The organism is Mesorhizobium sp. M7A.F.Ca.CA.004.06.1.1 (assembly GCF_003999135.1).
In the GTDB taxonomy this organism is placed as follows: domain Bacteria; phylum Pseudomonadota; class Alphaproteobacteria; order Rhizobiales; family Rhizobiaceae; genus Mesorhizobium.
In genome coordinates, this window is sequence record NZ_RZPQ01000026.1 from 1 (window position 1) to 19,596 (window position 19,596).

Here is a 19,596-nt window from a genome sequence, read left to right on the forward strand (position 1 = left end):
GTCCGCCGAAACCAGTGAACCCGCCGAGCAAGCTTCGCTGACGAAGGCAGTCAACGATTTGTCGGTCGCGGTGGCGCGTGCAGAGGCCGGATTGCAGGCGGGCGACCGGCCGGAAGTCCAAGATGCGCAACAGGATATACGGCTGGCGTCGCGTTCGCTCGCTACCGCCTACGCCAAATACTTCGCGCCAAAGCCATGAAGAAGCTCATGGAAATATCCCTCGGCGTCGTCACCAGCGTCGGCGGCTTCCTCGAAGTTGGGTCCATGGCGACAGCGGCGCAGGCAGGCGCGATGTTTGGCTTCCAGTTGATCTGGGCGGTGGTGCTCGGCACCATCTGCATCATCTTCCTTGTCGAAATGTCCGGCCGGTTCGCGGCCGTGAGCCATCACACGATCTCCGACGGCATCCGCGAGAGATTCGGCTTCAACGTCTTTCTATGGCCGTTGCTTGCCGCCCTGCTGGTCAATTTCCTGGTGCTGTCCGCCGAGATCGGCGGCGTCGCCATTGCACTCGAATTTGCCACCGGCATAGGCTTCCAGTGGTGGGCACTGCCGGTGGCTTTGCTGGCGTGGCTGCTGCTTTGGAAAGGCACGTTCGGCTTCATCGAGAAGGGCGTATCTATTCTCGGTCTGGTGACGCTGTGTTTCGTCGTCGGAGCGGTGATGCTGAGACCCGATTGGACGGCAGTCGCAAGGGGCGCCGTGCCTTCGCTGCCGGTCCACGATGCCGCCAATTACTGGTTCATGGCGGTCAGCATTCTCGGCGCCTCGATATCGCCCTACCTCTTCATGTTCTATTCCTCGGGGGCCATCGAGGACCGGTGGGACAAAAGCTATCTCGGAGCCAACCGGGCCATAGCGGGGTTGGGCATGACTTTCGGGGGGACCATCTCGATCGGCGTGTTGATCGTGGCCGCTCTCGTGCTCGCCACGCATGGCGTCACCCAAGTGGATGACTATCACCAGTTGCCGTTGATGCTGATACCTATATTCGGCTTCTGGGGCTTCGTGCTGTTTGTTGCCTCCCTCGCCATTGCCTGCTTCGGCGCCGCACTAGAGGTCGGGTTGCAACAGGCCTATCTTGTGGCCCAGGGTTTCGGCTGGAATTGGGGCGAGGATCGCAAGCCGCGCGACGATCCGGGTTTCAGCGCCACCTACACGATATCATTGCTTTTGGCGGCTATTCCCATCGCGCTTGGTCTCGATCCGCTGAGGCTCACCATCTTCTCCATGGCGCTGACGGCAGCCAGCCTGCCGCTGACGGTCGTCCCATTTCTGTTTCTGCTGAACGACAAACGTTATGTCGGCGAGCATCGCAATGGCATTTTGTCGAATGCCGCCGTCATCTTCATCATCGCGCTCGGCTTCGTACTGGCGGTGGTGACCATCCCGCTGCAGATATTCGGAGGCACATGATGAAGTTGCTGCGTGATCTCCTCGACAAGCAGGTGGTCGACCGCGAGCAGATCAAGATCGGCAAGGTCGACGGGCTGGTGGCGGAGTTACGGCCTGGCAAGCCGCCTCGGATCATTGCCATCGAGCTCGGCTCCATCACCCTGGCACGTCGCCTCGGCGCACGGCCTGGGCGGTGGATGGCGCGGCTCGCGGTCAAGCAGCATGGCGAGCCCCATCGGATCGCCTGGCACAAGGTAAAAGATATCGGCATCGATATCGAGTTCGACATCGATGTGCGAGAAACGTCGATCTTCGCCTGGCAGGACTGGTTGCGCGACCATGTCATCGGGCGCATTCCGGGAGCTTGATGATGACCACCGTCAATCTTGAGCATCTGGCTGGGCGACGCGTACTCTCGCAGCGCGGCAAGAATGTCGGCTATATCGAGGAGATCCACGCCGAACGGGATGGTGACGATTTCGTCGTCACCGAAATCCATGTCGGGGTCTACGCCGCTTTCGAGCGCCTCTCGGCCTCGGCCATAGGCGTGGCAGTGCTGGATCTTTTCCGATTGCGCCGCCGCGGCGGTCTATATCGCATCCCTTGGAACAAGCTCGACATTTCCGATCCCGCGCGACCGCGGCTGCTGTGCCCAATGACCGAACTCTCGGGCATGAAGGGCGCACCAGACCTCCAGGAATAGGTCGTGGTGCCGCATCGTCGGGATCATTCTCAGCGCAGCATGCCTGCCGTCAGGAAAACCACGGCTGCTATCAAAACGACAGCTGCAATTACCAACACCGGCCAGTTGCCGCCGGGCCGCAGTTCCGGCTCGCCTTCGACCGGGCGCATGGCATTGGCAAAGCTGGCATCGTTTTCGAATTTTGGGCGAGTGCGCGGCGGACTTGTCCCAGCGACCGAATTTTGCGTGTCCGCGGCCTCGGCGTCTGTCTCAAGCGGGGCAATGGCGGGATCGAACCCCGGCGTTTTGTCCTGCGTTGCTCCTGCCTGAACTTCGCTTCTGGCCGCGGCAGGCGTGGGACTTGAAACCTTGATCATGATTTCTCCCTTTCGAACCAATCTCGGCAGAGTCGCACTTGCAGGCACCGGCGAGGCGACCCACCACGGTCAGACTTGCTCGCTCAGCAGAATCTTGGCGTCCTTGGCCGCAACGATGAACGCCTGTCGTGCGGTCCTTGTAGGCTTTTCGCCTCGCATGACGGCAAGGCACGCTCTGATCGCGGCAAGACGCCTCTCGGATGTCGGCTTTGGCCAGTCCCGCAGCAGCACTTCGGCTGCGTCCGACACCGAAACCACAACCCTGTCGCGGTCTATCCGGCCAGGTTGAATGATAATCGGCTTTCTGAAATGTCCAGTACGCACATGCCTCTCCAGCGGGATGCACTCTATTCGACACGTCGCTGCAAGACTGCGCGTCGCGACGCGTTTAACTCCGCACTCGTCGATTTGTTCCAGAGCATCTGGCGTTTGAAACAACTAGCCGATGGCCATCCGTGCGCCCTGTCCCAAGACTTACAGCAGATCTTTCCGAAGGAAGACTCGGGCATGTCCAGGGATCCCGAATTCGACTTTGCCGAATTCCTCGAACCCGTGCTGCATGTAGAATAGCGGCGCCTGGAAACTGCTCGTCTCCACGACGGCCTTCTTGCAGCCCCGCCGGATGGCTTCTTCCTCGATCGTCGTGAGAAGTTGTGAGCCAAAGGATTGGCCACGCAACTGCTCAGGCAGGAAGAACATGTCGAGAAACAGGAGCCCAAGCTCCGTCCTGCCCCAAAGCCCGCCCCAGGTCTTTCCTGACTGGTCGCGAAGCTCCGCTCCGATATCAGCTCGGTCGTCGATCCCGGTCTGTGCGATGTTGTATTGATAGAGCGCTGCGGCGGCCTGCGCTCTTTCATCGTCGCTATAGGTCAAAGTGGTTGTAAATCTCTCGGATCGGAATGACATGCATTTTTCCTCCTGGTGGGCACAGGCATGAGATCCGCCGGCAACGTCGGTCACGGCCAAGATGAACTCGTTGCCAACGCCAGAAATAAATCCGGCATCCATCTCGGGCGCCTTCGAACGCCGTGGGCTTTGTCTGATGGTTTTCACAAAATATTACGTGAGGGAACGTTCGCGCCTGACTCGTCTTAGGCAATCGAGGCGGTTGTCGCCTCGCCGATTGTGAAGGAGAAGAACAATGCCTAATCAAGGTGGTAGCCACGAACAGCACGTGAAGGCAGGCCAGCAGAGCCACAAGAACGCCGACAACAAAAACCGTCAGCAACAGCAGGCCTCTGGTGGTGGTCAACGGCAGCAGGGCGATGGATCCGGCATGCGTGGTGGAACCCACGAACAGCATGTGAAAGCTGGCGAACAAAGCCACAAAAACCGCTGATCGCGTGTGATTTCAGCAGACCCACCCCGAAGTATCGGGGTGGGTCTGATTGCATCTGAAGGGTACCGACGAAGAGGGCGCGAGGCCGGGTCGCGAAGTCGCCCGGCGGCTTGGCGCCGGGGCGACGACGCCCAGTCAGGCAGCTTGCTGCAGGGCGCGCTCATTGACACCGCCTTCGCCCAGCCCGGAAAGCGCTTCGTCCGTCGCGACCTCCTCTTTCAATGTCTCGTTGAGGAGCTTGACCACGTCGCTCTTGCCAAGCTGTTCAGCCCACGCGACCAACGTGCCATAGCGCGCGATTTCATAGTGCTCGACGGCCTGTGCCGCGCCGACCAGTCCTGCATCCAGCGCCGGGTCACCCTTGTATTCGTCGAGAATTTCCGACCCTTCCTCAAGAATGCCGTCGATCGCCGGACAGGTCTTGCCGCGGGCCGGTTTGTCCATAAGTTCGAACACTTGCTCGAGCCGATCGACCTGGCCTTCGGTTTCCATGCGATGTTTCTCAAAGGCCGCGGCCACCTCCTCGGATTCGGCGCCCTTTGCCATCTTCGGCAAGGCTTTGAGTATCTTCTTTTCAGCGTAGTAAATGTCCTTCAGCCCATCGAGGAACAAAGCCTCCAGTCCTTTTGTCGTCGCTCTTTTTGCAGTCGCCATGATTTGTCTCCCTTGGATTGTCATGAAAGCTCACCGGCGGTGTAGCCATGGACTAACTTTCCATGGAAGCAGTTGTTCCCTGGGCGCGACTCGGAAGGGGCAGCACGCCATATGGAGTAGATGGGAGTTCATATACGAAATCATATTTACATATAAAACAAATCATGATGATCTTGCAGTCGTGCAGCGCGGCTAAGGTGGTTGGTTCCGGCGTACATCGCTGAGCCTGAATGCCAGCAGATGATCGTGCCCAAATGAAATCAACATGATGTCGCGGTCGAGTCAGCCGTGCATTGATCGGATGTAGGGAGTGCGGCATGCCCTTTGATGTCATCGTTATCGGAGCCGGCGCAGCCGGAGCTGTTCTTGCTGCCCGGCTAACCGAAGATGCTGCCACGAACGTGCTTTTGCTGGAAGCGGGGCCGGACTACCGGAGCGGCGAGCAACCTGCCGAGATGGCGAGCCCAAATCCCTTCAACCTGCTGCTTCCCGACCATTTTCAGCAACAATACATGTATCCCGACCTGATGGCTCGTCGCACGAAGCGGCAGGAACACCGGGTCTACTGGCGCGGCAAGGGGCTTGGCGGTTCGACGGCCGTCAATGGGCAGATTGCCATTCGCGGTGTGCTCCATGCATTCGACCGCTGGGAGGAAATCGGATGCAAGGGCTGGTCGGGAGCCGACGTGCTGCCCTTCTTCTGCCGCCTGGAGGATGACCCGATCGCGGCCAATTTTCACGGCAGCGGCGGCCCGATTCCGATCTACCGCGCGCCTGTCGAAAGCTGGGGCAGCGTCGACAAGGCCATGCGCCAAAGCGCGATGGCTCTCGGCCATCCCTGGCATGACGATCTCAATGCTCCGGATGCCGAAGGGGCTTGCACCTATCCCATCAACAGTCGAGCCGGCAAGCGCGTGTCGGTCAATGACGGCTATCTGGAAGCTGCCCGCGACCGGCCGAACCTTACCATCATCGGGCAGGCGACGGTGGACAAGGTGCTTTTCGATGGCAGGAAAGCGATCGGCGTTTTGGCCATCGTGGCCGGGCAGGTTCGCAAATTCGAGGCGCCGCTGGTCATCGTCTCGGCCGGCGCCATCCACTCTCCGGTCATCCTGCAGCGCTCGGGCATCGGCCCTGCGGCTCTCTTGAAACGAAAGGACATCGAGGTGCTTGCCGACCTGCCGGTCGGCGAAGGTTTCTTCGACCATCCTTATTGCCGCATCGAACTGAAGCTGAAGCCGGGATTCAAGGCGACCGATCTCGACGCGCGGCATACCAACTGCTGTGTGCGGATGAGTTCGGGCGTGCCGGGCGCTGAGCGCGACGACATTCTCTACGTCGCCATGAACCATGGCGGCATCGGCGTGGAGTCCGACAGCGCCCAGTTCGGCGAGGCCATGGTCAATCTGATCCTGATGGAGGCCAAGAGCCGCGGCACCGTGCAACTGCGTTCCGCCAACCCTTTCGACCAGCCGCTCGTGGAAGAGAACATGCTGGACGATCCAATGGATCTCCAGCGCATGCGTATCGCCTATCGCCACCTTGGCGAGATTGCCCGGCAGGCGCCGATCCAGGCGATCGCCGAGCGCGTCCTGCTGGGGGATTCCGATCTGCCTTTGTCATGGCTCGAAACGGCAAGCGACGAGGAGGTCGACAATTTCCTGCTGGCGCAGTCTTCCGATGCGCAGCATGGGATCGGAGGCTGTTGCATGGGAAGGCTCGGCGAGGCCGTGGTCGATCCGGAATGCCGGGTCTACGGTTTGGAAGGACTGCGGGTTATCGATGCGTCGATCATGCCGCTCGATTGCCAGGCAAACACCAATCTCACCTCGATCATGATTGGCGAAAAAATGGCCGACAGCCTGCGCCGGTCCATCTGACAGCTCGAGGGCAAGCCCGCGCACAAGGCGCGGGCCTTGGAGTCAGCGGGTGATATCCACGGTAATCGTCTTCAGGTCGCACATTTCCATCAGCGTGTGCCGGCCCCCGGTGCGGCCGAGGCCGCTCTGCGTCCCGGCGGCGCCGCCGGCAGGAATATGCGGCTCCCAATAGCAGCTCATCTCGTTGATGTTGACGATGCCGACCTTCAGGCTTTCAGCAAAGGCAAAGGCGTTCTTGATGGTGCTGGTGAAGACCGCGGCCGACAGACCGTAGGGGCTGGACGCCGCAAGTTCCATCGCCTCCTCGTCGGTCTCGAAGGTCAGCACGGGTGCGATCGGCCCGAAGGATTCCTCGACATTGAGCAGGCTTTCCCGGGTCAGTCCTGTGACGATCGACGGCTCGAAATAGAGATTGGTGGCAAAACCCGACGCCACATTGCCGCCGGTAACGATCTCGGCGCCACGCGCGCGGGCGTCCGCGATGTGGCTGAGTACCTTGTCGACGGCCACCGCATTGTTGATCGGACCCATCGTCGTCGCGGGATCGAAAGGGTCGCCCATTTTCACCTGCGCGGCCGCTTTCACGAGACCTTCGATGAAACGGTCATGGACGGATTTATGCACCAGCACGCGTTCGGTGGCCGTGCAGATCTGCCCGGCATTGGCAAAGCAGCCGGCCCCGACCTGGGCGGCGGCCATGTCGATATCGGCATCGGCCAGCACGATGGTCGGACCGTTGCCGCCCATTTCGAGCAGAAGCGGCTTGCCCGCTCCACGCCGGGCGATCGTCGCGCCTGTGACAGAACTGCCGGTGAAGCCGATGGCATGGGTGCCCGGATGAACGACCGCCTCGTCGCCCACCTCCGCACCGTCACCCAGAACGAGATTGATGGCGCCGTCCGGCAGGCCCGCCTCGATGAAGCATTCGACAAGTGCCGTGGCAATCAGCGACGTCGTCGGCGCCGGCACCCAGACGACGGTGTTGCCCGTTGCGATGGCCGGTCCGAGATAATAGAGGCAGGGCAGGGCGAGCGGGAAATTCCAAGGTGTGATGATGGCAAAGACACCCTTCGGCTGCAGGAAGCTGAAGGCGCGCTTGTTGGCATCGGCAAGCGGAAACGCCGCCGTCTCCAGCCACTTCATCTGCTCTGCCGCATTGCGGAAACCGAGAGCTGCCGCCGATGCTTCGGCCTTTGCCTCGCTGTGGAAGGGTTTACCCTGTTCCAGGCAGAGCAGGCGCGCGAGTTCCTCGGCGCGCCTGTCGATCGCGTCGGCGATGCGCATGCACAGTTGAGCGCGTGCGAAGGTTCCCATCTTGCGCATGGCCTCGCGTGCGCCTTCGGCGGCTTTCACCGCGCGGCCGACATCGGCGCGGGTGGAAAGTGAGAGATAGCCGAGGTGCTCGCCCGTCGACGGACTGTCGATTTTCAGGAACTTGCCGGAGCTGCCGGCAATCCACTCGCCGCCGATACGGTTGATGCCGATGCGGGCGGCTGCTTCCGGCTCCGAGACGATCGCCATGCCGCGCAGGTTGGGGCCTTCGAGAGAAGATTTGAAATGGACTGTCATCATGCGTTCCTTTGGCCGAATTCGGATTGGATGTTCAAAATGGCGGCGCGGCTGCGTTCCACGGCTGCGATGAAAAGTCTGCTGCCGGCCTCCGCGCCCGCCTGCGACGGCGTACCGATGACGCCGTTGCCGCGGATGGCTTCGAAACGGCGCCAGACGGTGACGGCCGGCGCGGCGTAAAGGTGAGGATCCGGCCAGGATGGCGGGGTGCCGCCCGGCGGGATGAGATCGCGGCGAACGCTGTCGCCAAGCACATGCATCATCAACGAGGTTTCAAGCGCGCAAGCGTGACCGGTGCCTGTAGCGGCATCGGGCAGGGCCTCCGCCGCCACGTCGGCGATGAGATCGAAATACGAGAAACCCGCGGTGACGATGCCACGCTGGCCAAGGGTGGTGATCGCCACCTGGATCGCGGCGCGGTTTCCGCCATGGCCGTTCAGCATGACCGGCAGGAAGCCGTCTTCGGCAAGGCAGGTGCAGAGATCGACGAGAACGGCGATGAAGGTCTGCGGGCTGAGGCTCATGGTGCCGGAGAAGGAGCGATGATGCTCGGACGAGCCATAGGCGAAAGGTTCGGCGACACGCATGGAGGCCTGTCCTTCCGCCGCGGCGAGCGCAACCGCTTCCGCAAGCCAGCAATCGACGCCGAGCGGCAGATGGGGGCCATGTTGCTCGACAGCGCCGAGCGGCAGAATGACGACGGGTTTATGCACGCCGGCTGTCGCGTGTCTTTCCGTATCCGGCGAGGTCATCAGCGCAAAGCTGGACCCAGGCGGGATCGGCAATGCCGGAACTGGCTCGCTCATCGTGCTGCCTCGACAAGCCGGGCCTTGGCGTAGGTCATGCCGGAATCGGCCAGGAGAGCGACCATGATGATTGCCCCCTTGTAGAGTTCGAGGCTGGACGGGTCCGTGCCGAACACCCGAAGCGCCGTCGTCAGCAGGCTGACGATCAGGGCGCCGACGACCGCGCCCCACACCGTTCCCCGTCCGCCGAAGATACTGGTGCCGCCGAGCACGGCAGCGGCGATCGCGTCCAGAAGCAGCGAGGTACCGCCGATATTGGGCGTCACGACAGGCACCCGGCTGATCATGATCACAGCCGTCAGGAAGACGAAGATACTGGAGGCGCAATAGACGAGGATCGTGTGTTTCGTCACCGGGATGCCGGCAAGTTCCGCGGCTCCGGCATCCGACCCGAGCGCATAGGTACGCAGCCCGAAACGGCTGTGCCGCATCAGGATTGCTGCTACGGCGACGATCAGCAGTGTTGCGAAGATGACATTGGGAATGCCGAAGCTGCGCTCGATGCCGACCGCGCGAAGCGTCGGATCCTTCAGCATCAGGACGCCTTTGGAGGCAACCGCAAGCGTTGCGCCCTGCAGCGCGACCATTGTGGCCAGTGTCGTCACGAAGGGCGGTATCTTCAACAGTGCGATAACGGCGCCGTTCGCGAGGCCGATCACCACCATCACGGCAAAGCCGACGAGCAGGGCAAGCGGCAGGCTGGCGCCGCCGTCGATCAGGCTGGCGATGAAGACGGCGCAGAAGGCGACGCCGACGCCGGCGGACAGGTCGATGCCCGCCGTCAGCAGAACGATTAGAGCCCCAAGCGCCAGGATGGCGATCGGGGTCGCCTGGGCGACGATGTTGATGAGGCTGGCGGTTGAAACGATGCGGGCGTCGATGAGCGCGAAGATCGCCAGCAGGATGACCAGCAGGATCAATGGCGAGAGGTCGAGAAAGCGCCTGCACCAGATGTTCTGTTGGCGGGTCATGAGGATCCTCTCATCGGATGTGCCAATCTTCGACCGGTTCGCGCAGGCCTGATTTGACGCTGCGCAGGATGGCATCATTGACGGCGACGGCGCGCAGGGCGTCGCCGACCGGCATCACGAAAGGGGTGTCGTCGCGAACCGCCGAAATGAAATGGTGGACCTCCTCGAAGAGATCCCCGGTGATACGGCCATTGACGGTCGGCCAGTGCAGGGCGTCGGGTTGCGACCACTGTCCACGCGACAGGATGCGTAGACCGTGGTCGCGCACGTCGAGGTCGATCATGCCTTCCGTGCCGATGATTTCCGTGCGTGCCCAGATGCCGGTCGGAACGGTCGGTGGCAGCGTCCAGCCGAAATAGAGCTGTCCGCTCATTCCGTTCGACAGCTCGACGGTGGAGAAGATCGCGTCTTCGGATCGAACTCCGAGCGAAGGCATGAGCTTGGCGACGGGCCGAGAGTAGACGGCGATGATGTCCGAACCTGAGATCCATTGCAGCGCATCGACGTCGTGCACGCCGAGGTAGAAGCAGACGCTCGAGTTTCCGTTCATGCGAAGACCGACTTCGCGATTGGTGAAACGGCCGCTGCTGCCGTGGATCGGCTCGCCGATCCGCCCGGATTTCACCGCTGCCGCGGCCTCGCAATAGCGCGGGTCGAACCGCAGGATGTGGCCGACCAACAGGCGCGCGCCGTTTCTCTCCGCCGCTCTAGCAATCGCCTTGGCAGCGGAAAGATCGTGAGCCATCGGTTTTTCGAGCAGCACCGGCTTGCCGGCATCGAGCAGCGTGCGGCAGACGTCTTCATGCAGCGTGTCGGGTGCCGCCACGATATAGGCGTCGGCGGCATTGGCGGCCAGCGCGGTGGCGGCATCGCGGAAATGCCGGGCACCGAAATCGGACGCGGCCTTGCTCCCCGTGGCAGCATTCGGATCAACGAATGCCGACAGTTCCGCGACAGGGCTCGCGGCAACCACCTGCGCATGCAGGAGGCCCATGTAGCCGGCACCGACAATGGCGATCTTCAGTTTGCTCAAAGGGTTCTCCTTACAGGCATGGTGCAAGGTTGAATGCTGGCCGGGGTGCGCAGGCTGGCGGTGTGATCGTGCGATCACCGAAGGCCAGCGTCATCACGTCTTCTTCCGTCGCCCCACGAGCCAGCGTGCCGACAGAGTGGCCTTCGCGCATGACGACGATGCGGTCGGCAACGCCGAGAACCTCGGGCAACTCGCTCGACACCATGAGGATCGCCGCGCCCTCGGCCTTCAATCTTGCGATCAGGTGATGGAGTTCGGACTTCGCGCCGACGTCGACGCCGCGTGTCGGCTCGTCGAGCAGGATGATCTTCGGTTTGGTGGCAAGCCATTTGCCGATGACGACCTTCTGCTGATTGCCGCCCGAAAGCTCGATGGTCATTTTGTCGGGCTGGGCCGGCCGCACGCCGAGTGAGCCGATGAGATCGCGGGCGAGTGCCAGGATGCGGCGAGGTCTCAGCAGGCCGAAGTGACTGTTGTCGCGAATCCAGGCGAGGGACAGGTTGTCCCTGATCGACATCGTGCCGACGAATCCTTCCAGGTGCCGGTCTTCGGGTATGTAGACGATGCCGGCGCGATTGGCGGCCTTGGTGTCGCCGCCGGTCTGCTGCCCGCCGAAAATTCTGAGCGTGCCGCCATGCATGGTCTCGAGGCCGGCAATCAGCCTGAGCACCTCGGAGCGGCCGCTTCCCATCAGGCCGGCGAGCGCGACGATTTCGCCCCTGCACACGCTGAGCGTGGCCGACTTCAAGAGCTTGCCATCGGAGATGTTGCTGATTTCGATCGCGGTTTCGCCGACTTGCGCTTCGAGATAGGGGAAGATGTCGCCGACATCGCGCCCGACCATCATCGAGACGATCTCGGCCTCGCTGGTCTGGCGGGTCTGGCGCTCGCCGATGAAGCGCCCGTCACGCAGAACGACGACGCGGTCGCACTGGCTGAAGATCTCTTCCATCTTGTGGGAGATGTAGAGGATGCCGGCGCCGCGAGCTCTCAGCCTGTCGATCAGGTCGTAGAGCTGATCGCGCTCGCGGTTGGAGAGCGCGCTGGTCGGCTCGTCCATGATGAAGAACCAGGCATCGGACAGAACGGCACGGGCAATTTCCACCATCTGCCGGTGCCCGACGGAAAGCGTTCGCAGCTCCGCGCCAATGTCGATATCGAGCGACAGCTCGTCCATGATGGATTTCGCATCGCGCCGCATCCGGGCCCGGTCGAGAAATCCCAGGCGGGTATGCGGTTCGCGGCCGATGAAGAGATTCTCGGCCACCGTCAGGTCCGGCGAAAGGCTGAAATGCTGATGGATGACGCTGATGCCCTTGGCGTCGCTGGGGGAGTGGAACTGGACGGCGTTGCCGTCGATCATGATCTCACCCTCGTCCGGGCGATGCAGACCGGAAATGCACTTCACCAGCGTCGATTTCCCGGCCCCGTTCTCGCCGGCAAGTCCCACCACCTCACCGGCCGAGACGGCAAAGCTGACACCATCGAGTGCCTTGACGCCCGGAAAAGACTTGCCAAGCCCGCGCAAGGCGATGCTGTGTTTGCCGACCGGTGTTGCGGCGATGTTGCGGGGCGACGGGGTGGACTTGCGGCCACCGGTCTTGAACAGGGCGGCGACACTCTCCGGCTGGCTGGTGAGAACTGCCACCAGAATGAGGCTCGCGGTCACGAAATAGATCAGGATCTGCGGCACCTGCAGGAAGGACAGGCCGGTGTTGATGACGCCCAGCAGCAGCGCCCCGATCGCCGTTCCCCAGATGGAGCCCTGGCCGCCGGACAGTTTCGTGCCGCCGATGATCGCGGCTGTAATGGCTGTAAATTCGAGCCCGGTGCCGGCAAGCGGCTGTGCCGAACCAAGGCGGCCGATGGTGAGTATCGCGCCGAGCCCGGCCGTTGCGCCGGCAATCAGATAGACGGAAATGCGCACGAGGTCGACGGGAACCAGTGAGGCCCGCGCCGCGCCCGCATTGCCGCCGACCGCATAGATCCAGCGCCCGTACACCGTGCGATTGAGCACGAACCACCAGAGGCCCAGGCAGATGGCGGCGATGATGACGGAGACCGGCAGGAGGCCGATCGTCTCGCGTCCCGCGAAAAGCAGGACCGGATCGGCGATCGCGATGCTGGATGCGCCGGAGAGGCTGAGCGCCAGGCCGCGCGCAAACGCCATGGTGGCGAGCGTTGCGATGAATGGGGAGATGCCGGCAAAGCCGATCAGCGTTCCATTGAGCAGACCGATTGCGGCACCGCCACCGATCGCGGCGAGAAGGCTCAAGCTCGCCGAGCCGGTTGCCGTGTAGGCAAGACCCGCTGCGATGCCGGAGCAGGCAAGATTGCTGCCGACGGAAATATCAATGCCGCGCGCGATGATCACGGCCGTCATGGCAAAGGAGATGAGGGCGATGACCGCACTCTGCTGCGCGATGCTGACAAGATTGCCGGTCGACAGAAAACGCGGATCGATCCAGCCGAAGACGGCGATGGCGACCAGTAGCACCGCGATGAGAACCGGTTCGTTGCGCCGCAGTAACGGAGAGGTCCAGGACTGGAACATGGGTCGGTCCTCTTATCGAGCATCATGCGCGGTCACCACGGAGCGGCGACGGCGATCGTCAGGAAAAGGGGACGCCGGATGATACGTCATCCGGCGCTTGAGCCGCTTTTAGGCTGTTACTTTGCCAGGGTCATGGCGGTCGCCGGAACCTTGGGACCGAGTTGCTCGGTATAGTTCTTGGCTTCCACCGCCTCTTTGTCGGTGTTGATGTATTCGAAGGTGAGGCCATCCGCCTTGAGCTTCGCGGCCGTCGCATCCGAGGTCACGAAATAGGTCGGCATGTAGAGATCCTGCGGCAGCTTTTCGCCGTTGGCCAGACGAGCGGCAACGGCGATGTTCCAGTAGCCGACACGATAGGCGCCGGTCAGCACGTCCATCACCATCTTGCCGTCGTCGATCAGCGGCTTCATCTCGGCGTCGCCGTCATAGCCGCCGTAGAGCAACTGGGTTCCCATCGAGCTGGCAACGGAATCGGCGGCCAGGCAAAGGCTGTCGGAGATGCAGCCGATGGCCTTCAGATCCGGATAGGTGGTGAGCCAGGTCTGGGCGGCATTGGTTGCCTTGGCTGCGTCCCAGCCGGTCGGCTCGATGCCGACAACCTTGATGTCCGGAAACTCCTTTTTCAGGGTTTCGACAAAGCCTTTTTCGCGCGTGTCGGACACGAAGTTGCCACGCGAACCGACAAGCAGGGCGACTTCGCCCTTGCCGCCAAGCGACTTGCCGAGCGCGCGGGCAACCATCGACATGTTGTCGTAGTCCGGATAGAGCGTCGAATAGTTCGAGCCGGCCTCGACCTTGTTGCCCATGGTGATCACCGGAATGCCGGCGGCGGTGGCTTTCTGGATGACCGGAATGACCGCGTTCTTGTCGATCGGATCGATCAGGATCGCGCTGACGCCCTGATTGATGAAATTCTCGATGATGCTGACCTGTTTTTCCAGACTGCCCTCGGCGCTCTGCCAAGTGGATTTCACCCCATAGTCGGCGGCAGCCACGTCGCCCGCTTCCTTCATGCGGACGAAGAAGGAGTTCTGCAGGTCGATTGCCGCAAGCCCCAAAACCTTTTCCGCGGCAAGCGAGGGCGTCGCGATGGCGAGTGCGAGCAGAGCAATGGATGCTTTCAGGGAAATGCGCATGTTTCAGTTCTCCTCTTGTTGCGACAGGACGATTCTTCGCCTCTTTTTCATGTCCCGCACGACGACCGTCCCAGTGACAGGCATTCCGGCGGTATTTCGCGGCACTCGTGCCGTATTCATGTCAGGGCCGCGTCTGCGTGGACCGGCCTTGCTCAACCTCAGCCATTCAGGCCCTCGACACCGGCGCCACAGACAAGCCCGGCGATGCGGGCGCCGCGCGGTGGCTTGAAAGCGCCGCTCATCAAGGCGGCCAGCGATGCCGCGCCGCTGAGGTCGGCGGCGATGCCGAATTCGAACCAGAGCAATTCAGCGGCCTTCTGCATGTCCGCATCCTCGACAAGGACAATGTCGTCGACGTGCTTGGCGACGATCTCGTAGATGCTTTCGTCCGTGCGGCCGCAGGCCATGGTCGCCACCTTCGTCGTTATCTCGGGCAAGCGAACCACACGGCCGGCAGCCAGGGAGGCGTGAAGGGTCGGTGAACCGGTCGGCTCGACACCGATGATCCTGGCTTCGGGTTTGACGTGCTTCAGGACTTCGGACATGCCGCTGATGAGCCCGCCACCGCCGATCGCCACGATGTAGATGTCGGCATCGGGAATCTGATCGACCATCTCCAGCGCCACGGTTCCCTGACCGGACACGATCTGCGCATCGGCGAAGGGATGCATGTAGAAGGCGCCGCACGCCTTTGCCTCGGCCGATGCAGCCTCATGCGCTTCATCCCAGACATTGCCTTCGAAGCGAACGTCAGCCCCCCATTTGCGAAGCTTTTCCGCCTTCAGCGGGCTTGCATTGTTCGGCAGGTAAATGGTGGCGGGAACGCCGGCCCGGGCAGCCACATAGGCGGTGGCCAGGCCGTGATTGCCACCGGATGCGGCGATCAGTCCGTTTTCGATCCGGCTTGGCTCGAGCGTTTTAACCCGGTTCGTGGCGCCCCTGATCTTGAAGGAGCCGCTCACCTGGAGGCATTCCAGTTTCAAATAGACATCATTTTGAAGGTTTGCGCCCGTGGCATGGTCGAGCTTGACGACCGGGGTGCGCCGTATGAAGGGGGCAATGCGCCGGGCAGCCGCCATGATGTCCTCATGGCTCATCGGTCAGTGCCTCCGGATATTCGTTGGCAAGCACGAAGCAGCAATTCCCCGGACGCACGCGGCCGGGCTGACGCTTGGCGAAAACGATGCCGTCGATGGGGTGAAGGAGATCGATGGGCGCGCGTGACGGCGTGTGGAGGAAGTGAATGCGTCCGGCAAGGTCGCCTTTGCTGACGGCACTGCCGAGCGGGCTCAAGGGTTCGAAGACACCGTCCTCCTCGGAAAGCAGATAACCTTCGCTTCCGGGAACCTTGAGCACGCGCGCGTTGGCGCCAGGGGCGATGTCAGGCGCGCCTTTCAGGACACCTGCATGTTTCAGCACATTGCGGATGCCCCTGCGGCAGATGGCCAGCGCATCCGGACTGACAAGGCCGCCGCCGGCCATCTCGCTGCCGATGACGATCAGTCCCTGGTGGTTGGCGGACGCGGTCGAGGTCCGGGTTTCACCGAGATTGTCGACCATGACAACGGTCGGTGCCCCGAAGGCGAGCGTCGCCTTGATGTTCTTGCGATGCCCCTGCGCGGTCGGGGAGGGCTCGATGATCGCGCTCGGCAGGATCATCAGGGACGAACCGCCGGAATGGAGATCCAGGAAGTAGTCGGCCTTCGGAAACAGGATGTCATGCACATAGGCCGCGATCTGGCTTGTCAGCGTGCCGTTGAAATCGCCCGGAAAACTGCGGTTGAAATTCAACCCGTCGACCGGGGAGGTGCGGGTGCCGGCCTCGACGGCCCGAATGTTGATGGCCGGAATCGCAATGATGCGTCCGGCAATATCCCGTGGATCGATCTCGCGCAGAAGCTCGCCGAGCGCGATCGGCCCCTCATATTCGTCGCCGTGGTTGCCACCCTCGATCAGGACCGTCGGACCGTCACCGTTCTTGATGACGGCGAGCGGAACGCGGACCGTGCCCCAGGCATCGTCGTGCGGCGATTGGGGCACATGGAAGAAGCCCATCTGCTTGCCCTCGCGATCGAAATCGACGGACGTGTAAACACTGTTGTTCCGGGGAATGATGGTCGCGCGGACAGTGTTTGCAGGTCTCTGGACGGTCATCGGGTCGGCCTCGAAATTCATTGTCCCCGTCATCATGTCAGTTTTATATATGGTGTCAAGTTTGGATATAAAACCAATGGCAATTCCGATTTCTTGTCTCTATCGTGCGGGACCACCGGGGATTCTTCGAATGGCAGATGACGCAAAAGAGAGTGGCAAACCGACCTATTCGGCCCCGGCGCTGACCAAGGGTCTGGATGTCCTGGAACTGCTGGCGGAGGCGCGGGCGCCCTTGACGATGAAGGAGATCGCGGAAGGCCTCGGCCGTTCGAAGAATGAGATTTTCCGGATGCTGATCGCGCTGCAGGAGCGTCAATATATCGAGCGCAACGCCGAGACCGACGCCTATTCGTTGACCGACAAGCTTTTCAAGCTGGGGCTGCACACGCCGAGCGCTCAGGATCTCATGTCCGCCGCCATGCCCGAGCTGACGCAGATTGCCGGGGACTCAAATCAGTCGCCGCACCTGGTCGTCTTCAATCATGGCTTGACCGTCGTGACCGCGGCCGCTCCCGGCGGCGAGGACATGGCGTTCACGCTGCGCCTCGGCTACGGCCGCCTGGCCACCGACGCGACCTCCGGCCATGTGATACTTGCCTTCCAGTCACCAAAGGTCGCAGCGCGGATGATCGATGAATGTGCGGCGCATTCACCGGCGCCGCTGGATCGTGACGCGCTGGAAAAGCAGCTTCGTACCATCCGCGCGGACGGCTACTGGATGCGCGAGAGCCGCGACTTCGTCGGCATCACCGATATCTGCTGTCCGGTCATCGGGCCGGACGGCAGTGCCGTCGCCTCCATCATCGTCGCCTATATCAATCGCCATACGCGTGAAAGCCGCCATGCCTATACTCTGGAGGTCCTGCGGGCTGCCTGCGATCGCATCTCCATGAAGCTGTCACCGAGGGTTCGCTAAGGGATCGTGATGCGCTGAGGGCGCGGCGAAGCACCGTCCGCTGGCCGTTTGCACCGGATTGATAATACCAGTATAGGTCCAGTCAGGAATGTTTTGATCCTGGGTGCTTCTCGCGCGGGAGGAAGGGCAATGACAACCGTGAACCTGATCGGGCTTGTCAGTCGGGAAATGGAAGCGACAGCGTCCGATGTGCCGCTTTACAGACGGTTGAAATCGGCGATCGAGGCGGCGATCCGCTCCAACGCGTTGAAAGCCGGCGCGGTTCTGCCAGGCGAGCGGGTTCTGGCGGAAGCCCTGTCGATCTCGCGAGTCACTGTGAGAAAGGCCCTGGCGCTGCTCGAAGAGGAAGGGCAGCTCAATCGCCGGCATGGTTCCAAAACCGAGATCGGGTCGCGGGTCGAAAAATCGCTTTCGACGCTGACGAGCTTTTCGGAGGACATTCTGGCGCGCGGCCTGAAGCCTGGATGTCTATGGCTTTCCAAGCAGATAAGCCGCCCATCCCCGGCCGAAATGATGGCCTTGGGTATTGCAGGCAATACCAATGTGGTTCGCATGCGTCGTGTGCGGACAGCCGATGGCGCGCCGATCGCCGTCGAGGTCTCGGCCGTGCCGGTTCGCTTCCTTCCTTCGCCCGGGATGGTTCAGGATTCCCTTTATGAAGCGCTTGATGCACGCGGCTTCCTGCCTCAGAGGGCAATCCAGCGCATGCGCTCGCGCGGCGCATCGCTGGAGGATGCAAAGCACCTTCATTGTGACGCGGGCGCACCGCTGCTGATGACCGAGCGCCGCTGCTTTCTCGCCGACGGACAGATCGTGGAATACTGCGAGACACGCTACAAAGGAGACGTCTACGATTTCGTCTTCGAGCTGCAAAGATAATACCAGTTATGAACTGGTTGTAATCTGGTATTTTCCATTTATCGTGATGGCGACAAGGGAGTGCCGACGTGCAGCGGGAAGACATTGCCAACAGTCTCATCGTGTCCTGCCAGCCGGTTCCCGGCGGCCCGATGGACAGTGCGCAATTCGTGACGGGCTTTGCCAGGGCCGCTGTTGAAGCCGGAGCCAAGGCCCTGCGCATCGAATCCGTGCCCTATGTCGCGGCCGCCCGCCTGACCGTCCGCGTGCCGATCATCGGTATCGTCAAGCGCGATCTCACCGACAGCCCGGTGCGCATCACACCCTATCTGGCCGATGTCGAGGCCCTGGCCGAGGCGGGCGCCGATATCATCGCTTTCGATGCGACGGAGCGTGTCCGTCCCGTTCCTGTCGAAGCGCTTGTGAAAGCCGTCAAGGCCAGGAACAAGCTGACCATGGCCGATTGCTCTTGCCTTGACGATGCGCGCCGGGCCCTTGCCGCGGGTGTCGATTTCGTCGGCACGACGCTTTCCGGCTATGTCGGCGGGCCGGAGCCGCAGGATCCGGATATCGCCCTCATCGCTGAAATGCGAACCCTGACCCCCTACGTCATTGCCGAAGGGCGTATCCGGTCGCCTGAGCAGGCGGCTGCCGCCGCGCGCGCCGGCGCCTGTGCCGTGGTTGTCGGCTCGGCGATCACCCGTACCGAGCACGTCACCTCATGGTTCCACCAGGCGCTTTCCGACGCCTATGCGGCGAGGGGCGCGCAAACCGCCCTTGGCACAAGTGTCCTGGGCCCAACCGTTCTGGGCCCATCCGTCCTGGGCCCATCCGTCCTAGGCATCGACATCGGGGGAACCAAGACCATGGCCGCGCTGGTCAGCGATGGCACGGTGATCGAGGACAAGATCGTGCGGACCGCGCGAGAGGCTGGACCCGACGCCTGGCTGGCATCCCTCGCGCAAAGCACGTCAGCCTGGTCGAGCCGCTTCAGCCGCATCGGCATTGCGGTGACCGGACTGGTGCAGGATGGACGCTGGTCGGCATTGAATCCGGCAACCCTTGGCATTCCCGATGACTACCCGCTGGTCGAAAGGGCATCCGCTGTTTTCGGCAAACCGGTCTGTGCGTTCAACGATGCCCAGGCGGCTGCCTGGGGGGAATACAAATTCGGCGCCGGGCAAGGTCGCGACATCGTCTTTTTGACCATCTCGACCGGAATTGGCGGCGGCATCGTTTACAACGGCCGATTGCTGTCCGGTCTAGCCGGTC

20 protein-coding genes and 1 pseudogene are annotated in these 19,596 nt (G+C 62.1%); 9 read left to right on the forward strand and 12 right to left on the reverse strand.

What is annotated here, in order from left to right:
- The 4 genes and pseudogenes from EN906_RS37700 to EN906_RS03525 form a co-directional block, all read left to right on the forward strand.
- A pseudogene (locus tag EN906_RS37700) lies at positions 1–199 on the forward strand (hypothetical protein); the annotation flags it as partial.
- The gene (locus EN906_RS03515) at positions 196–1,416 is read left to right on the forward strand and encodes a divalent metal cation transporter (RefSeq protein WP_127268251.1); all 1,221 of its coding nucleotides are present in this window, start codon (positions 196–198) and stop codon (positions 1,414–1,416) included. The pseudogene EN906_RS37700 and the gene EN906_RS03515, both read left to right, overlap by 4 nt.
- Positions 1,416–1,763 carry a hypothetical protein gene (locus EN906_RS03520; protein WP_127268252.1) on the forward strand — a complete coding sequence of 116 codons (348 nt, stop codon included), beginning with the start codon at positions 1,416–1,418 and terminating at the stop codon, positions 1,761–1,763. Before EN906_RS03515 ends, EN906_RS03520 begins: the two co-directional genes overlap by 1 nt.
- A 2-nt stretch (positions 1,764–1,765) precedes the next feature.
- Complete coding sequence (locus tag EN906_RS03525) at positions 1,766–2,098, forward strand: hypothetical protein (RefSeq protein WP_127268253.1); 333 nt, start codon at positions 1,766–1,768, stop codon at positions 2,096–2,098.
- A 29-nt stretch (positions 2,099–2,127) separates the two neighbouring features.
- Here the strand turns inward: EN906_RS03525 and EN906_RS03530 are convergent, their stop codons facing one another.
- The 3 genes from EN906_RS03530 to EN906_RS03540 form a co-directional block, all read right to left on the reverse strand.
- Positions 2,128–2,454: a hypothetical protein gene (locus EN906_RS03530; RefSeq protein WP_127268254.1), complete on the reverse strand. Its 327-nt coding sequence runs from the start codon at positions 2,452–2,454 to the stop codon at positions 2,128–2,130.
- A 69-nt stretch (positions 2,455–2,523) separates the two neighbouring features.
- Positions 2,524–2,778 carry a DUF982 domain-containing protein gene (locus tag EN906_RS03535; RefSeq protein ID WP_127268255.1) on the reverse strand — a complete coding sequence of 85 codons (255 nt, stop codon included), beginning with the start codon at positions 2,776–2,778 and terminating at the stop codon, positions 2,524–2,526.
- A 150-nt stretch (positions 2,779–2,928) separates the two neighbouring features.
- Positions 2,929–3,462, reverse strand: coding sequence for a GNAT family N-acetyltransferase (locus EN906_RS03540; protein WP_236382701.1), 534 nt, complete (start codon positions 3,460–3,462; stop codon positions 2,929–2,931).
- A 133-nt stretch (positions 3,463–3,595) separates the two neighbouring features.
- Between EN906_RS03540 and EN906_RS03545 the strand changes: the two genes are divergently transcribed.
- Positions 3,596–3,793 (forward strand): hypothetical protein, encoded by a 198-nt coding sequence (locus tag EN906_RS03545; RefSeq protein WP_127268256.1) that lies wholly within the window; start codon positions 3,596–3,598, stop codon positions 3,791–3,793.
- A gap of 135 nt (positions 3,794–3,928) precedes the next feature.
- Here the strand turns inward: EN906_RS03545 and EN906_RS03550 are convergent, their stop codons facing one another.
- Positions 3,929–4,447 carry a ferritin-like domain-containing protein gene (locus EN906_RS03550; RefSeq protein WP_127268257.1) on the reverse strand — a complete coding sequence of 173 codons (519 nt, stop codon included), beginning with the start codon at positions 4,445–4,447 and terminating at the stop codon, positions 3,929–3,931.
- Between the two features lie 317 nt (positions 4,448–4,764).
- On the opposite strand from EN906_RS03550, the gene EN906_RS03555 reads away from it, so the two are divergent.
- Entirely contained in the window at positions 4,765–6,327 is a 1,563-nt protein-coding gene (locus tag EN906_RS03555) for a GMC family oxidoreductase N-terminal domain-containing protein (RefSeq protein WP_127272251.1), read from the forward strand.
- Positions 6,328–6,369: 42 nt separating this feature from the next.
- Here EN906_RS03555 and EN906_RS03560 read toward each other — a convergent pair whose 3' ends face one another.
- The 8 genes from EN906_RS03560 to EN906_RS03595 all read right to left on the reverse strand — a co-directional run bounded on the left by EN906_RS03560 (position 6,370) and on the right by EN906_RS03595 (position 16,586).
- Positions 6,370–7,896, reverse strand: a complete 1,527-nt coding sequence (locus EN906_RS03560; protein WP_127276290.1) for an aldehyde dehydrogenase family protein — start codon at positions 7,894–7,896, stop codon at positions 6,370–6,372.
- Positions 7,896–8,702, reverse strand: coding sequence for a creatininase family protein (locus EN906_RS03565; protein ID WP_127271522.1), 807 nt, complete (start codon positions 8,700–8,702; stop codon positions 7,896–7,898). The genes EN906_RS03560 and EN906_RS03565 overlap by 1 nt, the downstream gene beginning before the upstream one ends.
- Positions 8,699–9,673, reverse strand: coding sequence for an ABC transporter permease (locus EN906_RS03570; RefSeq protein ID WP_024503985.1), 975 nt, complete (start codon positions 9,671–9,673; stop codon positions 8,699–8,701). The genes EN906_RS03565 and EN906_RS03570 overlap by 4 nt, the downstream gene beginning before the upstream one ends.
- A 10-nt stretch (positions 9,674–9,683) precedes the next feature.
- Positions 9,684–10,706 carry a Gfo/Idh/MocA family oxidoreductase gene (locus tag EN906_RS03575; protein ID WP_127271524.1) on the reverse strand — a complete coding sequence of 341 codons (1,023 nt, stop codon included), beginning with the start codon at positions 10,704–10,706 and terminating at the stop codon, positions 9,684–9,686.
- A 10-nt stretch (positions 10,707–10,716) separates the two neighbouring features.
- Positions 10,717–13,260, reverse strand: coding sequence for an ATP-binding cassette domain-containing protein (locus EN906_RS03580; protein ID WP_127271525.1), 2,544 nt, complete (start codon positions 13,258–13,260; stop codon positions 10,717–10,719).
- 116 nt (positions 13,261–13,376) lie between these two features.
- Positions 13,377–14,396 carry a sugar ABC transporter substrate-binding protein gene (locus EN906_RS03585; RefSeq protein ID WP_013530435.1) on the reverse strand — a complete coding sequence of 340 codons (1,020 nt, stop codon included), beginning with the start codon at positions 14,394–14,396 and terminating at the stop codon, positions 13,377–13,379.
- A gap of 158 nt (positions 14,397–14,554) precedes the next feature.
- Entirely contained in the window at positions 14,555–15,493 is a 939-nt protein-coding gene (locus EN906_RS03590; RefSeq protein WP_127267074.1) for a threonine/serine dehydratase, read from the reverse strand.
- Entirely contained in the window at positions 15,483–16,586 is a 1,104-nt protein-coding gene (locus EN906_RS03595; RefSeq protein ID WP_236382703.1) for a succinylglutamate desuccinylase/aspartoacylase family protein, read from the reverse strand. Before EN906_RS03595 ends, EN906_RS03590 begins: the two co-directional genes overlap by 11 nt.
- Positions 16,587–16,680: 94 nt before the next feature.
- On the opposite strand from EN906_RS03595, the gene EN906_RS03600 reads away from it, so the two are divergent.
- The 3 genes from EN906_RS03600 to EN906_RS03610 all read left to right on the forward strand — a co-directional run.
- On the forward strand, positions 16,681–17,466 hold the full coding sequence (locus tag EN906_RS03600; protein WP_127267085.1) for an IclR family transcriptional regulator: 786 nt from the start codon (positions 16,681–16,683) through the stop codon (positions 17,464–17,466).
- A gap of 129 nt (positions 17,467–17,595) precedes the next feature.
- Complete coding sequence (locus tag EN906_RS03605) at positions 17,596–18,345, forward strand: GntR family transcriptional regulator (RefSeq protein WP_127267075.1); 750 nt, start codon at positions 17,596–17,598, stop codon at positions 18,343–18,345.
- A 68-nt stretch (positions 18,346–18,413) separates the two neighbouring features.
- A partial coding sequence (locus tag EN906_RS03610; RefSeq protein ID WP_127375071.1) for a putative N-acetylmannosamine-6-phosphate 2-epimerase occupies positions 18,414–19,596 on the forward strand: 1,183 nt, incomplete at its 3' end.

Excerpts from the sequence above, each read along its gene's own strand:
- EN906_RS03515 (WP_127268251.1), top strand. The coding sequence starts at position 196 with ATGAAGAAGCTCATGGAAATATCCCTCGGCGTCGTCACCAGCGTCGGC.
- EN906_RS03520 (WP_127268252.1), top strand. The coding sequence starts at position 1,416 with ATGAAGTTGCTGCGTGATCTCCTCGACAAGCAGGTGGTCGACCGCGAG.
- EN906_RS03525 (WP_127268253.1), top strand. The coding sequence starts at position 1,766 with ATGACCACCGTCAATCTTGAGCATCTGGCTGGGCGACGCGTACTCTCG.
- EN906_RS03530 (WP_127268254.1), bottom strand. The coding sequence starts at position 2,454 with ATGATCAAGGTTTCAAGTCCCACGCCTGCCGCGGCCAGAAGCGAAGTT.
- EN906_RS03540 (WP_236382701.1), bottom strand. The coding sequence starts at position 3,462 with ATGGATGCCGGATTTATTTCTGGCGTTGGCAACGAGTTCATCTTGGCC.
- EN906_RS03545 (WP_127268256.1), top strand. The coding sequence starts at position 3,596 with ATGCCTAATCAAGGTGGTAGCCACGAACAGCACGTGAAGGCAGGCCAG.
- EN906_RS03550 (WP_127268257.1), bottom strand. The coding sequence starts at position 4,447 with ATGGCGACTGCAAAAAGAGCGACGACAAAAGGACTGGAGGCTTTGTTC.
- EN906_RS03555 (WP_127272251.1), top strand. The coding sequence starts at position 4,765 with ATGCCCTTTGATGTCATCGTTATCGGAGCCGGCGCAGCCGGAGCTGTT.
- EN906_RS03560 (WP_127276290.1), bottom strand. The coding sequence starts at position 7,896 with ATGACAGTCCATTTCAAATCTTCTCTCGAAGGCCCCAACCTGCGCGGC.
- EN906_RS03565 (WP_127271522.1), bottom strand. The coding sequence starts at position 8,702 with ATGAGCGAGCCAGTTCCGGCATTGCCGATCCCGCCTGGGTCCAGCTTT.
- EN906_RS03570 (WP_024503985.1), bottom strand. The coding sequence starts at position 9,673 with ATGACCCGCCAACAGAACATCTGGTGCAGGCGCTTTCTCGACCTCTCG.
- EN906_RS03580 (WP_127271525.1), bottom strand. The coding sequence starts at position 13,260 with ATGTTCCAGTCCTGGACCTCTCCGTTACTGCGGCGCAACGAACCGGTT.
- EN906_RS03585 (WP_013530435.1), bottom strand. The coding sequence starts at position 14,396 with ATGCGCATTTCCCTGAAAGCATCCATTGCTCTGCTCGCACTCGCCATC.
- EN906_RS03590 (WP_127267074.1), bottom strand. The coding sequence starts at position 15,493 with ATGAGCCATGAGGACATCATGGCGGCTGCCCGGCGCATTGCCCCCTTC.
- EN906_RS03595 (WP_236382703.1), bottom strand. The coding sequence starts at position 16,586 with ATGATGACGGGGACAATGAATTTCGAGGCCGACCCGATGACCGTCCAG.
- EN906_RS03600 (WP_127267085.1), top strand. The coding sequence starts at position 16,681 with ATGGCAGATGACGCAAAAGAGAGTGGCAAACCGACCTATTCGGCCCCG.
- EN906_RS03605 (WP_127267075.1), top strand. The coding sequence starts at position 17,596 with ATGACAACCGTGAACCTGATCGGGCTTGTCAGTCGGGAAATGGAAGCG.